Genomic DNA, 13,566 nt, shown 5'->3' with positions numbered 1-13,566 from the left:
CCCCGGGCGGCCCTGTTCCATGGGCCCTTCCCGTACGGGACCTGCTCCCCCCGGGGCGGGGACCTTCGGCGCCGGTCGGCGGGCCGCCCCGGGGAGATAGTGGAACTCAGCGAACCTACGCAACCGTAGGTTCGGGTGAACCCCCGAGTGACGGACGTGCCCCATGCCGCAGACCCCCGCGACCGATCCCGCCGCGCAGCGCCCCTGGCTGATCCAGGGCGGCATGGGCGTCGGAGTCTCCGGCTGGCGGCTGGCCAGGGCCGTCGCCCGCGAGGGGCAGCTGGGGGTGGTCTCCGGGACCGCGCTGGACGTCGTACTGGCCCGGGTGCTCCAGACCGGCGACCCGGGCGGCCACGCGCGCCGGGCGCTGGCGGCCTTCCCGCTCCCCGAGCTCGCCCAGGCCGCGCTCGACTGCTACTTCCGCGAGGACGGCCTGGGCGAGGGCGCCGCGATGCGGACCACCCCCCGGCTGCGCGCGACCGGCGGTGCGCAGGCCGAGATCCTCACCGTCCTCGGCAACTTCGCCGAGGTCTGGCTCGCCAAGGAGGGACACGAAGGTGTCATCGGCGTCAACTACCTCGAAAAGATCCAGCTGGCCACGGCCCCCGCGATGTTCGGCGCGATCCTGGCAGGCGTCGACTACGTGCTCGTGGGCGCGGGAGTCCCCGGTCAGATCCCGGCCCTCGCCTCTCGGCTGGCGCGCTACGAACGCTGCGTGACCAAGATCGCCGTCGAGGGCGACGAGGAGCCGCTGGACCACCTCTTCGACCCGCGGGCGCTGCTCGCCGGGCACCTGCCCGGCCCGCTGCGCCGCCCCGACGTGCTGGCCATCGTGTCGCTGCCGGTGCTGGCGGCCTACCTGGCCCGGGACGAGGCCACCCGCCCCGACGGGTTCGTGATCGAGACCAGCGGGGCGGGCGGCCACAGCGCTCCGCCGCGCGGGCCGATGAAGCTGGACGAGGACGGCGAGCCCGTGTACGGGCCGCGCGACGATCCGGATCTCGCCAAAATGGCGGCGCTCGGGCTGCCGTTCTGGCTCGCCGGCGGCCAGGCGAGCCCCGAGGCGCTCGCCGCGGCCCGCGCCACGGGGGCGGCCGGGGTCCAGATCGGCAGCGCCTTCGCGCTGTGCGAGGAGTCCGGGATGGCGCGCCACCTGCGCGAGGAACTGCTCGGCCGGGCCCACGACGGCACCCTCTCGGTCCGCAACGACCCCGAGGCCTCGCCGACCTCCTTCCCCTTCAAGGTGGCGGACCTGCCGGGCACCGTCTCGGAGCCGGAAGTGGCCGCGGCCCGGCGCCGGGTGTGCGACCTGGGGTTCCTGCGCACTCCCGTACGCGGCTCCCGCGGCCTGGTCTACCGGTGCGCGGCCGAGCCCGTGGCCGCCTACGTCCGCAAGGGCGGGGACGCCGCCGACACGAAGGGCCGGCAGTGCCTGTGCAACGGGCTGCTGGCGACGATCGGCCTGGCGCAGCGGCGGCCGGGCGGGCGCGTGGAGCCCGCGCTGGTGACGATCGGCAAGGACCTGTCGTTCCTGCCGCGGCTCGCCCCGGACGCCCGGCCGTACACGGCCGCGGACGTGGTGCGCTGGCTGGCCCCCGGCGCGGCCCCGGCTGAACGGGCCTGAAGAGGCGGGCCTGGACCCGGGCCTGACCCGGGCCCGGCCGGACGCGGAACGGGCCCGGCGCCCCACGAGGGGGTGCCGGGCCCGTTCGGGCAAGGGGCCGATGGTTCAGCCGATGCCGCTGAAGACCCTGGTGAAGAGGTCGCTCTGCCCGGCGCCGTTGGCGCCCTTGATGGCGCGGTCCTCGTCGTCGTGGCGGCCGTCGTCGTCACGGCCGTCGTGGTGGCCGTGGTGGCGGGTCGGCGTGAAGAGGACCGAACGGACCTCCAGGTTGCGCCCGCTCTCCTCCGGCTCCAGTGCCTCCACGGGGCTGCCGCCGCAGTGGCGGTCCTCGAAGAGCAGCGCCACCGACTCGGTGTCGTTCTGCACCGCGAAGGCCGGGTTGTCCCAGGAGGTTTCGGTCAGCCGGTAGCAGGTGTCGTTGTCGGCGGGCCGGATCTTGGCGCGCTGCGCCTCACCGTCGTCGTCGGTGTACCGGTAGCGCAGGACGCCCAGGCTGTCGTGGTCGTCGTGGTCGTTGGCCAGGGACTGGCCCGCGGTGGGCAGGACGATGGCGACGGCGGCGAGGACGGCCGCGGCGGTGGTACGAAGACGCATGGAGGAGTCCGTTTCTCGGGTTCCGAGGATGCCGGGTCCGATGACATCCGCCGGAAGCGTAGAAGCGCACGAATCCGCCGAAACGATTCAGCATGCGAGGCGCGTTCGAGGGTTCACCCTCACGGTCCCGCCGGCGGGCCGAACGCGGGAACCGCTCAGGCAGCGGCGCGTTCGGGAGCCGGCGCCGCGGCCGGAGCCGCCCGGCGCACCAGTGCGAACAGGATCAGCGCGCCCACCAGGCCCATCGCCCCCGAGACCCAGAAGGTGTCCTTCAGCCCGCTCGCGAAGGCCGTCTCGATCCAGTCCCTGGCCCCCGGGTCGGCGTGCAGCAGCTCGCCCGCCCGGCCTGTGGCCAGCGCCTCGGCCGCGGCGTGCGGCCGGCCGGAGCCGCCGAGGCCGTCGGCCAGCCCGGCCTGGAAGACCGCACCGAGCACCGCGATGCCGAGCGCCATGCCGAGCTGCCGCGCGGTGTTCAGGGCGCCGCCCGCCATGCCCGCCCGGGCCGGGGGCACGGCCGCCATCGCGGCGGCCGCCAGGGCCGGGGAAGCCATGCCCACTCCCACCCCGGTGACGGTCAGGCCCGCCAGCAGCGCCGGCCAGCCGTCGCCGACGTCCAGCATCCAGCCCTGGAGCAGAGCGCCGAGTCCCATGAGCAGCAGCCCGCCGCCGATGGTCAGCCGGACCGGGGCCCCGTGCATCAGCTTGCCCGTCGCGGCGGAGACGAAGAAGGCGGCCAGGCTGAGCGGCACCAGCACCAGCCCCGCGCCGACCGGGCCCATCCCCTCGGCGGACTGCAGCCACAGGGACACGTACATCAGGTAGCCGAACGCGGCGCCGGACATCAGCAGCGCGGCGGCCATGACGGCCACGAAGACCGGACTGCGGAACAGCGAGAGGTCCAGCATCGGGCGGGAACTGCGCAGTTCGACGAGGACGAAGGCGGCGAAGGCGGCCGCACCCAGACCGAACAGGCCGAGGGTGGTGCCCGAGCTCCAGCCGTTCTCCCCGACCCGGATCAGGGCGTACGTCACGATGCCGGCGCCGGCGGTGAAGGTGGCCATGCCGGGCAGGTCGAGGCCCCGGGCCTGCGGGTTGCGGGACTCGGCGACGGCCCTGAGGGTGACGTACACCGCGAGCGCGCAGACGGGGAGGTTGATGAAGAAGATCCAGCGCCAGCCGAACTGCTCGGTGAGCAGCCCGCCGATGATCGGGCCGGCCGCGGCGGCGGCGCCGTTGACCGCGCCCCAGACGCCGAAGGCGACCCCGCGGTCGCGGCCCTGGTAGGCCGAGCTGAGCAGGGCCATGGTGGTGGCGAACATCGCGGCGCCGCCCACGCCCTGGACGGCGCGGAAGGCGATCAGCGCGCCCGGGCCGTCGGCGAGGCCGCAGGCGAGCGAGGCCGCGGCGAAGAGGCCGAGCCCGCCGAGGTAGACGCGCCGCCGGCCGATCCGGTCGGCGAGCGAGCCCGCGCCGAGCAGCAGGGCGGCGAGGGCGAGGGCGTATATGTCCATCACCCACTGGAGCCCGGCGAATCCGGTGTGCATGTCGGCGGCCATGTCCGGCAGGGCGACGGTCACGATCGTGACGTCGACCAGGAGCATGAAGGCCCCGAGGCACACCGCGGTCAACGGCAGCCACTTGCGCATGGAAGGTCTCCTCGGGGTCCGGTGCGGAGTTCGTCAGAGTTCGTCAGCAGCAGTGTCCGGCAGGACTTCCGCCGGCCTCAAGGTCCCAGCCGATCCCCCACCACCCACACCCACGGCCCCGAATCCGCCCGATTTCCATCACCAGAGGCCCTGCAATGATGGAAACCATGAGTTCCGTGGAGCTGGACACCCTCGATCAAGCGCTGATCCAGGCGCTGATGATCGACGGTCGAGCGTCCTTCAGCCGCCTCTCCGAGGTGCTTGAGGTGTCCGACCAGACCGTCGTGCGCCGCTACCGCCGGCTGCGGGGCGGCGGCCTGGTACGGGTCGTCGGGCTGCCGATGGGCCCGCGCGTCGGCCTCTTCGAGTCCTGGCTGCGCGTGCAGTGCGCGCCGGACGCCTCGCTGGCGGTGGCGGAGGCGCTCGCCCGCCGCCCGGACATCGCCTGGGTCAAGCTCGGCTCGGGCGGCACCGACATCCACTGCATGACCAAGGCCCGCACCCGCGAGGACCGCGACGCCCTGCTGCTGGACAAGCTCCCGCGCACCCGCCGGGTCACCGGGGTGACGGCCCACACCGTCCTGCGCCTGTTCAGCGGCGGCCCCGAGCGCTGGTTCGGCCTCGACGTGCTGCGCCCCGACCAGGTGGCCGCCCTGGAGCCGCCCCGGCCGCCGGCGCCCGGGAGCAGGCCGCGCTACGACCTGGACGAGACGGAGCTGGCCCTGCTGGCGGTGCTCGGGCAGGACGGCCGGGCCGGGTACCCCGAACTGGCCCGGGCCGCCGGCCTGTCGGAGTCCACCGTGCGGCGGCGGCTGGACCGGCTGCGCGAGGAGGGCGCGATGTACCTCGACGTGGAGATCGTGCCGCGCACGCTCGGGTTCGAGGCGGAGACGACCCTGATGCTGACCGTGGCCCCGGCGGACCTCGCGGCGGCGGGCGCCGCCCTGGGCGGCCACCCGGAGGTGCCGTTCGCGGCCGCCGTGACCGGGGCGGCCAATCTGGTGGCCGTGGTGGTCTGCCGGGACACCGACGCCCTGTACACGTACCTGACCGAGCGGATCGGCGCGGTGCCCGGGATCCGGCAGGTGGAGGTGATCCCGACCCTGAAGACCGTCAAGCGGGCCGGGATGCTCGTGGAGGACGGGCGGCTGGTCGACCCGCCGCCCGTCCCCTGAGCCGCGTGTGCCGCTACCTCAGGACCACACCGGCCCCCGCGGCCGGGTCCCCCGCCTCGGCGTCCACCGGGCCCGCGACCAGGCCCAGTTCGGCCGGGGTCGCCAGCAGCGGATGCGACGGGAGGATCCGTACGGTGTACCCGAACGGCCCCGTGCGGTCGAGGGCGAGCGGGCCCTCGTACACCCAGCGCCCCTCCAGGTCCGGCCCGCCGGACGGCTTGAGCGGGAAGGTCCGCGCGTCCCGGATGACGTCCTGGGCGTCGACCCGCCCGGCGACGGCCTGCACCTCCACGTCCTCGGGCGCGAGCGCGTCGAGGAAGACCTGCACGCGCAGCGTGAGCGTGGCTCCGAGTTCGGCGGTGCCGTTCACGGGAGCCGCGGCCAGCGCCTCCACGTGCTCGACCCGCAGCTGCGGCCAGGCGGCCCGGACACGGCCCTTCCACCAGGCGAGGTCCCGCGCCGCTCCGGAGTCGAGGGCGCGGTGGGCGAGCGCGGCCGGGGCGTAGAGGCGTTCCACGTACTCCCGCACCATCCGTCCCGCCAGCACCTTCGGCCCCAGTGAGACGAGGGTGCGCCGGACCATCTCGATCCACCGCACGGGAAGCCCGCTGCGGTCGGCCCGGTCGTAGAAGCGCGGTGCTACCCGGCCCTCGATCAGGTCGTAGAGGGCGCCTGCCTCCAGGTCGTCCCGCCGCTCCTCGTCCGTGCCCAGGCCGTCGGCGGTCGGGATGGCCCAGCCGAAGTCCGGCTCGAACCACTCGTCCCACCAGCCGTCCAGCACGGACAGGTTGAGGCAGCCGTTCAGCGCCGCCTTCATCCCGCTGGTCCCGCAGGCCTCCAGCGGCCGCAGCGGGTTGTTCAGCCAGACGTCGCAGCCCGGATAGAGCTTCTGCGCCATGGCCATGCCGTAGTCGGGCAGGAACACGATCCGGTGCCGTACGCGCGGGTCGTCCGAGAAGCGCACCAGCTCCTGCACGAGCCGCTTGCCGCCGTCGTCGGCCGGGTGCGCCTTGCCCGCGACGACGATCTGCACCGGCCGGTCCGGGTCCAGCAGCAGCCTGCGCAGCCGCTCCGGATCGCGGAGCATCAGCGTGAGCCGCTTGTACGAGGGCACGCGCCGGGCGAACCCGATGGTCAGCACGTCCGGGTCGAGCACGGAGTCCACCCAGCCCAGTTCGGCCTCGGCGGCGCCGCGCTGGCGCCACGAGGCGCGCACCCGGTCCCGTACCTCCTGGACGAGCTGCTCCCTGAGCACCCTGCGCAGGTCCCACACGTCCTGGTCGGGGATGTCGGCGACAGCGTCCCAGCGCTGCGAGCCGCCGACGGACAGCGCGTCCTCGGTCCGCCCTGCCCCGATCTGGCGGACCCCGAGGCGGACGACCTCGGGGGCCACCCAGGTCGGCGCGTGCACCCCGTTGGTGACCGAGGTGATGGGCACGTCGGCCGGGTCGAACCCCGGCCACAGCCCGGCGAACATCTCCCGGCTGACGGCGCCGTGCAGGGTGGACACGCCGTTGGCACGCTGGGCCAGGCGCAGCCCCATGACCGCCATGTTGAACACCCCGGGGTCGCCGCCGGGGTACGTCTCCGCGCCGAGCTCCAGGATCCGCTCGACCGGTACTCCGGGCAGCTCGCCGCCGTCCCCGAAGTGCCGGGCGACCAGGGCGCGGTCGAAGCGGTCGATCCCCGCGGGCACGGGCGTGTGCGTGGTGAACACGGTTCCCGCGCGGACGGCTTCGACGGCGGCGTCGAAGCCGAGGCCCTGCTGCCCCTCCAGTTCCCTTATGCGCTCCAGTCCCAGGAACCCGGCGTGTCCCTCGTTGGTGTGGAACACCTCGGGACCGGGGTGCCCGGTGATCCGGCAGTAGGTCCGCACGGCCCTGACGCCGCCGATGCCGAGCAGCATCTCCTGGAGCAGCCGGTGGTCGCTGCCGCCGCCGTAGAGCCGGTCGGTCACCTCCCGGGCGACGGCGTCGTTGTCCTCGACGTCCGAGTCCAGGAGCAGCAGCGGCACGCGGCCGACGCGGGCCTGCCAGACGTGGGCGTGCAGGGCGCGTCCGCCGGGGAGGGTGAGGGAGACCCGGGCGGGGGCCCCGTCGTCCTCGCGCACGAGGGAGACGGGCAGTTCGTTGGGGTCCAGTACCGGGTAGTGCTCCTGCTGCCAGCCGTCGCGGGAGAGGGACTGGCGGAAGTACCCGTGCCGGTAGAGCAGTCCGACGCCGATGAGGGGTACCCCGAGGTCGCTGGCGGCCTTGAGATGGTCACCGGCGAGGATCCCGAGCCCGCCGGAGTACTGGGGCAGGGCGGCGGTGATCCCGAACTCGGGGGAGAAATAGGCGATCCCGGCGGGCAGCTCGGGGCCGGCCTCATGGCTCTGGTACCACCTCCCGCCGTGGACGTAGTCATCGAGGTCGGCGGCGACGACGGCGAGCCGCCGCAGGAACCGGCGGTCCCCGGCCAGCTCCCCCAGCCGGGCTGCGGAGACGGCGCCGAGCAGCCGGACGGGATCGCCGCCGGCGGCCTGCCAGCCCTCGGGATCGACGGATTGGAAGAGTTCGCGGGTCTCCGCATGCCACGACCAGCGCAGATTGCGCGCGAGGTCGGCGAGCGGCAGGAGGGTATCGGGGAGAACGGGGCGCACGGTGAATCGACGGATAGCCTTCACGTGTTCCACCTTCGCAGGGGATTACGGGTCGGAGCGGCCGCACCACGCTGTGCACCCGCCTATCACCCCCGGAAGGCTAGCGAGACGGCTCCCGGTCGGCCATGGCGCCTTGAGCGGGGCTCCGTTGCGGTGTGCCCGGGCCGGTCACCGGGACGGGCCGGCCAACAGGTCCGCCAGGTACGGGCGCAGGGGCTCCGGCAGGGACCCGGCGGGGATCGTGCGCAGGACCGCCAGTGCGGGCCCGTCCAGGAAGCGGCCGAGCCGCAGCAGCGCGTTCAGCTCGGCCTCCAGCGCGGTCGGGTCCGCCTCCCGGGCGGCGGCGCGGGCCAGGGCCGCGCACAGGACGCGCCCCTCGTCCGGCGGCCAGGAGTCCGGCCAGTCCGAGGCCTCGTCGGCGGCCCGCTCCCGCGCCCGGGGGGCGGGGCCGCGCAGGGCCCGTACGAGGGCCCGTACGGGGCGGTCCGCGTCGAGCCGGTCCCATTCGCACAGCGACCGGGCCCCGGGACCCGACAGCAACACGCGGGCGCTGCACCCGGGATCCAGCCGGTCCACGGCCCGGCGGTAGAACTCGATGCGCTCCAGTACGACGGGCTCCCCGCCCGGGGTACGGAAGGCCAGGCCCGGGTGCGCGACCCCGCGCAGGCAGCGCACCACGGCCAGGGTCGCCGCGCCGGCCGGCTCCACGGGCTCGGCGATCACCAGCCGGGCCGCCCGTGCGAGCAGGCCGCGCAGGGCCGGGGAATCGGAGCGCAGGGCGCAGAGCCGGTCCAGGACCCGGTCGTCCAGGGCCTCTTCGAAGACGGGCAGCGCGTCGAGCTGCGCCGTCAGGGCCTGCCGGTCGGCCTCCGCGCGGGCGGTCTCGACCAGGGCCGCGGCCAGGTGGCGCTCCTCCTCCGGGGCCCAGGCCACGGCGGTCGCCGCCCGCGCGGCCGCGGTCCGCACGGCGGGGTCGGGCGCGCGCAGCCGGCGTACGTGGTTCAGGACCGAGGGGTCGGGGGTGCGCAGCGACGCCGCGCGGAAGGTGAGGGTCTGCGCGGGTCCGGCGACGCGGACGTCGAGGCGCCCGTCCGCCCCGGGTACGGCGGTCACCTCGTGCGGGACCGGGCTGCCGAGGCCGGTGGCGCGCACCTGCGTCACTCCGTCGAAGACGAGGAACCTCAGGTGGTGGTATCCGGCGGGCTTGGCCCACTCGAAGCCGAGGGTGACGGACGGGCCGCGCTCGTCGAGGTGGACGTACAGCAGCTCGCCGGCGGCCCAGTCGGGGATGGCGGCCCGGTCAGGGGTGTTCATAGAAGGTCCTCGCCGTGGTCGGCGGCAGTACGGGGTACACCATGCGGTCCACGGGCCCGGCGAACTCCCGCGGCCCGGCCTCGTCTCCCCGGTAGGTGCTCACATGGGTAACCTGGAGGTGCCGGTGCGCGCCGAAGTCGAGCGCGATCCGCGCCCCGCGCACGGTGACCGCGAGCCGCTGCTCCGTGGTCGGGGTCAGGGTGACGTCGGCCGCCACCGGGGGCTCCCACCGGTCCAGCCGGAAGTCTTCGACGGCGAGGAACTTCAGGTGGCACTGCACGGTGCCCCGCTCCCGCTCGCGCTCGCGCGGCAGGTCGATCCGCAGTACCACGGCCTGGCCCCAGGCGTCTGGGTGCACGGACCGCACCCGTACCCCGGCCAGCGGCGGCGGTCCGCCCTCGAAGTATCCGGCGAGGGGGTCCCCGTTGGTGATGTATTCGTGCCATGCCGTCGTGCGCATGGGCCATTGTCACCCGTCCGGGAAGCTGGGGAAACGGGCCTGCGGGATGGGGCCGGCGAGGCGGGTGTGGCGCCCGGTGGCTCGATGTACATCGGGTAGTCGTCTCCGACTTGACGGAGCCTCGATGGATGTCGAGCGGGGCCTTGGCCATGCCCCGGCCACTACGTACGAGTAGTTAACCAAGGACCCGGATTGGGCCGGGCGAGAGTGGGCAGGGCTCCCGGGTACGCGCACGGCACACCCTCCCCCGACCTCTCCCGCCACCCGAGTGAACGCGGACAGGAGCGGCCATGCCCGCAGCCCAGCCGTCCACTGAGCGGCTAGAAACAGAGCGAACAGAGCGTGCACGACCGGCCGGTACTCCGGCCGGACAGTCACCGAGCCCTGCGAACTGCCCCCAGGTGATCCCATCATGATCGGTCGCATTCCCGTGCTGGACGTCCGCCCCGCCGTCGACTGCGGCGTGAGACCCGCCAAGGCGGTCGTGGACGAGGTCTTCGAGATCTCGGCCACCGTGTTCCGCGAGGGGCACGACGCCGTCGCCGCCCACGTCGTACTCCGAGATCCGAGCGGGCGGCTGCGGCCCCCCGTGCCGCTGAGCGAGCTGGCCCCCGGCACCGACCGGTGGGGGGCCCGGGTGTCGGCCGAGGCCGAGGGGAGGTGGACGTACACCGTCGAGGCGTGGAGTGACCCGGTGGCCACCTGGCGGGCCCATGCGGCGATCAAGATCCCCGCCGGGATCGACGCCGGGCTGACCCTGCTGGAGGGTGCCGAGCTCTACGAACGGGCGGCCGCCAAGGTTCCCAAGCGCGACGGCCGCGAGCACGTCCTGGCCGCCGCCGACGCCATGCGCGACGAGGACCGCGCCACGGCCGTGCGGTACGCGGCCGCCCTCGACCCCCGGGTGGACGCGGTGCTCGCGAGGCGCCCGTACCGCGAGCTGGTCACGGCGTCGAAGCCGCTGCCGCTGCTGGTCGAGCGCAAGCGGGCCCTCTTCGGCTCCTGGTACGAGATGTTCCCCCGCTCGGAGGGCGCCGTCCTGGAGCCCGGGGCGCCGCCGGTCAGCGGGACCTTCCGTACCGCCGCCGAGCGGCTGCCGGCGGTCGCCGCCATGGGCTTCGACGTGGTGTACCTGCCGCCGATCCACCCGATCGGCAGTACGTACCGCAAGGGCCCGAACAACACCCTCTCCGCGGGCAGTTGGGATCCGGGCGTGCCCTGGGCCATCGGCTCCACCGAGGGCGGGCACGACGCCGTCCACCCCGACCTCGGCACGATCGAGGACTTCGACGCCTTCGTCGCCAAGGCCCGCGAGCTGCGGATCGAGGTGGCCCTGGACTTCGCGCTGCAGTGCTCCCCGGACCACCCCTGGGTGGAAAAGCACCCGGAGTGGTTCCGCCACCGCGCCGACGGGACGATCGCGTACGCCGAGAACCCGCCGAAGAAGTACCAGGACATCTTCCCGATCCACTTCGACACCGACATGGCCGGCATCGTCGAGGAGACCGTCCGGGTCCTGCGCCACTGGATGGACCACGGCGTCCGGATCTTCCGGGTGGACAATCCGCACACCAAGCCTGTCGTCTTCTGGCAGAAGGTGATCGCGGACATCAACAAGTCCGACCCGGACGTGATCTTCCTCGCCGAGGCCTTCACCCGCCCCGCCATGATGCGCGCGCTCGCCTCCGTCGGCTTCCAGCAGTCGTACACGTACTTCACCTGGCGCAACACCAAGGCCGAGCTCACCGAGTACCTGACCGAGCTCTCCTCCACCCGGTCGGCCTCCGTCATGCGGCCGAATTTCTTCGTCAACACCCCCGACATCCTGCACGCATACCTTCAGGAGGGCGGCCGCCCCGCCTTCGAGGTGCGCGCGGTGCTCGCCGCCACCCTCTCCCCGACCTGGGGCGTCTACGCGGGGTACGAGCTCTGCGAGAACACCCCGGTCAAGGAGGGCAGCGAGGAGTACCTGGACTCCGAGAAGTACGAGTTCCGGCCACGCGACTGGGCCGCCGCGGACCGCGACGGCAGCACCATCGCCCCGCTGATCACCTCCCTGAACCGGCTGCGCCGCCGCAACCCCGCGCTCCAGCAGCTCCGCGACATCCATTTCCACCCGACCGACAACGAACAGGTGATCGCCTATTCGAAGCACGCCGGAGCCAATTCCGTACTGGTGGTCGTCAACCTCGATCCGCACCACACCCAGGAGGCGACGGTCTCGTTGGACATGCCGGTACTCGGCCTCGACTGGCACGGGTCCCTCGCGGTGCGCGACGAGCTCACCGGCGAGACCTATCACTGGGGCAGGGCGAACTACGTGCGCCTAGAGCCGGGCCGAACGCCCGCGCACGTGCTGGCCGCTCTGCGACCGTCCCCGCCCACCGGAGGGTCACCCACCACATGATGATCAACGATCCCGTCCACGACACCTTCGAGGACACCCCCGCCAAGGACCGCGATCCCGACTGGTTCAAGCGGGCCGTCTTCTACGAGGTCCTCGTCCGCTCCTTCCACGACAGCAACGGCGACGGAGTGGGTGACCTCAAGGGGCTCACCGCCAAGCTCGACTACCTCCAGTGGCTCGGAGTCGACTGCCTCTGGCTGCCCCCGTTCTTCGCCTCGCCGCTGCGCGACGGCGGCTACGACGTCTCCGACTACACCTCCGTGCTGCCCGAGTTCGGCGACCTCGCCGACTTCGTGGAGTTCGTGGACTCCGCGCACCAGCGCGGCATGCGGGTGATCATCGACTTCGTCATGAACCACACGAGCGACCAGCACGAGTGGTTCCAGCAGTCGCGCAAGGACCCCGACGGGCCCTACGGCGACTACTACATGTGGGCCGACAACGACAAGCAGTACCAGGACGCCCGCATCATCTTCGTCGACACCGAGACCTCGAACTGGACCTACGACCCGGTCCGCAAGCAGTACTACTGGCACCGCTTCTTCTCCCACCAGCCGGACCTCAACTACGAGAACCCGGCCGTGGTGGAGGAGATCGTCTCGGCCCTGCGGTTCTGGCTCGACCTCGGCATCGACGGCTTCCGCCTCGACGCCGTGCCCTACCTGTACGCCGAGGAGGGCACCAACTGCGAGAACCTGCCCCGCACCCACAACCTGCTCAAGCGGGTCCGTGCCGAGATCGACGCGCACTACCCGGACACCGTCCTGCTGGCCGAGGCGAACCAGTGGCCCGAGGACGTCGTCGACTACTTCGGGGACTTCGCGAAGGGCGGGGACGAATGCCACATGGCGTTCCACTTCCCCGTCATGCCGCGCATCTTCATGGCCGTCCGAAGAGAGTCCCGCTACCCCGTCTCCGAAATCCTGGCCAAGACCCCGGCGATCCCGGACCGCTGCCAGTGGGGGATCTTCCTGCGCAACCACGACGAGCTCACCCTCGAAATGGTCACCGACGAAGAGCGCGACTACATGTACGCCGAGTACGCCAAGGACCCGCGGATGCGGGCCAACATCGGCATCCGGCGCCGCCTCGCCCCGCTGCTCGACAACGACCGCAACCAGATGGAGCTGTTCACCGCACTGCTGCTGTCGCTGCCCGGTTCTCCGGTGCTCTACTACGGCGACGAGATCGGCATGGGCGACAACATCTGGCTCGGTGACCGCGACGGGGTGCGCACCCCGATGCAGTGGACGCCGGACCGCAACGCCGGTTTCTCCTCCTGCGATCCGGGCAGGCTGAACCTGCCGGTCATCATGGACCCGGTCCACGGGTACCAGGTCACCAACGTCGAGGCCGCGATGGCCTCGCCCTCGTCGCTGCTGCACTGGACCCGCCGGCTGATCGAGGTCCGCAAGGCGAACCCCGCCTTCGGACTCGGCTCGTACACCGAACTGCCGTCGTCGAACCCGGCGGTGCTCGCGTTCCTCCGCGAGTACGGGGACGACCTGGTGCTGTGCGTGCACAACTTCTCGCGCTTCGCGCAGCCCACCGAGCTCGATCTGCGGTCGTTCAACGGGCGGGTCCCGGTGGAGCTCACCGGCGACGTGCGCTTCCCGCCGATCGGCGAGTGGCCGTACCTGCTGACCCTGGCGGGCCACGGCTTCCTCTGGTTCCGGCTGCGCACCGAATAGCGGACCCGCTACGG

At 73.0% G+C, this 13,566-nt stretch carries 9 protein-coding genes; 4 read left to right on the top strand and 5 right to left on the bottom strand.

All coding sequences use genetic code 11. From position 1 onward, the window contains the following. Nucleotides 1–163: 163 nt before the first annotated feature. Nucleotides 164–1,624 (top strand): nitronate monooxygenase, encoded by a 1,461-nt coding sequence (locus tag ACZ7GJ_RS05230; RefSeq protein ID WP_470749552.1) that lies wholly within the window; start codon nt 164–166, stop codon nt 1,622–1,624. Between the two features lie 105 nt (nt 1,625–1,729). Here the strand turns inward: ACZ7GJ_RS05230 and ACZ7GJ_RS05225 are convergent, their stop codons facing one another. After that, nucleotides 1,730–2,218 carry a hypothetical protein gene (locus ACZ7GJ_RS05225; RefSeq protein WP_470749550.1) on the bottom strand — a complete coding sequence of 163 codons (489 nt, stop codon included), beginning with the start codon at nt 2,216–2,218 and terminating at the stop codon, nt 1,730–1,732. Between the two features lie 155 nt (nt 2,219–2,373). Continuing rightward, complete coding sequence (locus ACZ7GJ_RS05220; protein ID WP_470749548.1) at nt 2,374–3,864, bottom strand: MFS transporter; 1,491 nt, start codon at nt 3,862–3,864, stop codon at nt 2,374–2,376. Nucleotides 3,865–4,031: 167 nt separating this feature from the next. Here ACZ7GJ_RS05220 and ACZ7GJ_RS05215 point away from each other — a divergent pair, with 167 nt between their 5' ends. Further along, entirely contained in the window at nt 4,032–5,039 is a 1,008-nt protein-coding gene (locus tag ACZ7GJ_RS05215; protein ID WP_470749545.1) for an Lrp/AsnC family transcriptional regulator, read from the top strand. Between the two features lie 13 nt (nt 5,040–5,052). Here ACZ7GJ_RS05215 and glgP read toward each other — a convergent pair whose 3' ends face one another. The 3 genes from glgP to ACZ7GJ_RS05200 form a co-directional block, all read right to left on the bottom strand. After that, complete coding sequence (glgP, locus tag ACZ7GJ_RS05210; protein ID WP_470749543.1) at nt 5,053–7,704, bottom strand: alpha-glucan family phosphorylase; 2,652 nt, start codon at nt 7,702–7,704, stop codon at nt 5,053–5,055. 144 nt (nt 7,705–7,848) lie between these two features. Next, nucleotides 7,849–8,994: a hypothetical protein gene (locus tag ACZ7GJ_RS05205; RefSeq protein WP_470749541.1), complete on the bottom strand. Its 1,146-nt coding sequence runs from the start codon at nt 8,992–8,994 to the stop codon at nt 7,849–7,851. Continuing rightward, entirely contained in the window at nt 8,981–9,454 is a 474-nt protein-coding gene (locus ACZ7GJ_RS05200) for a hypothetical protein (RefSeq protein WP_470749539.1), read from the bottom strand. The genes ACZ7GJ_RS05205 and ACZ7GJ_RS05200 overlap by 14 nt, the downstream gene beginning before the upstream one ends. Before the next feature lie 412 nt (nt 9,455–9,866). Here ACZ7GJ_RS05200 and ACZ7GJ_RS05195 point away from each other — a divergent pair, with 412 nt between their 5' ends. After that, nucleotides 9,867–11,861 (top strand): alpha-1,4-glucan--maltose-1-phosphate maltosyltransferase, encoded by a 1,995-nt coding sequence (locus ACZ7GJ_RS05195; RefSeq protein WP_470749537.1) that lies wholly within the window; start codon nt 9,867–9,869, stop codon nt 11,859–11,861. Continuing rightward, a complete protein-coding gene (gene treS, locus ACZ7GJ_RS05190) occupies nt 11,858–13,552 on the top strand; it encodes a maltose alpha-D-glucosyltransferase (protein WP_470749535.1) in 1,695 nt (564 codons plus the stop codon). The genes ACZ7GJ_RS05195 and treS overlap by 4 nt, the downstream gene beginning before the upstream one ends. The last annotated feature ends 14 nt before the right edge of the window (nt 13,553–13,566 follow it).

It is taken from the genome of Streptomyces sp. NPDC037242, from assembly GCF_055604165.1.
Note: the sequence above shows the minus strand (reverse complement) of the source record. Positions and strands in the feature narration are given on the sequence as shown.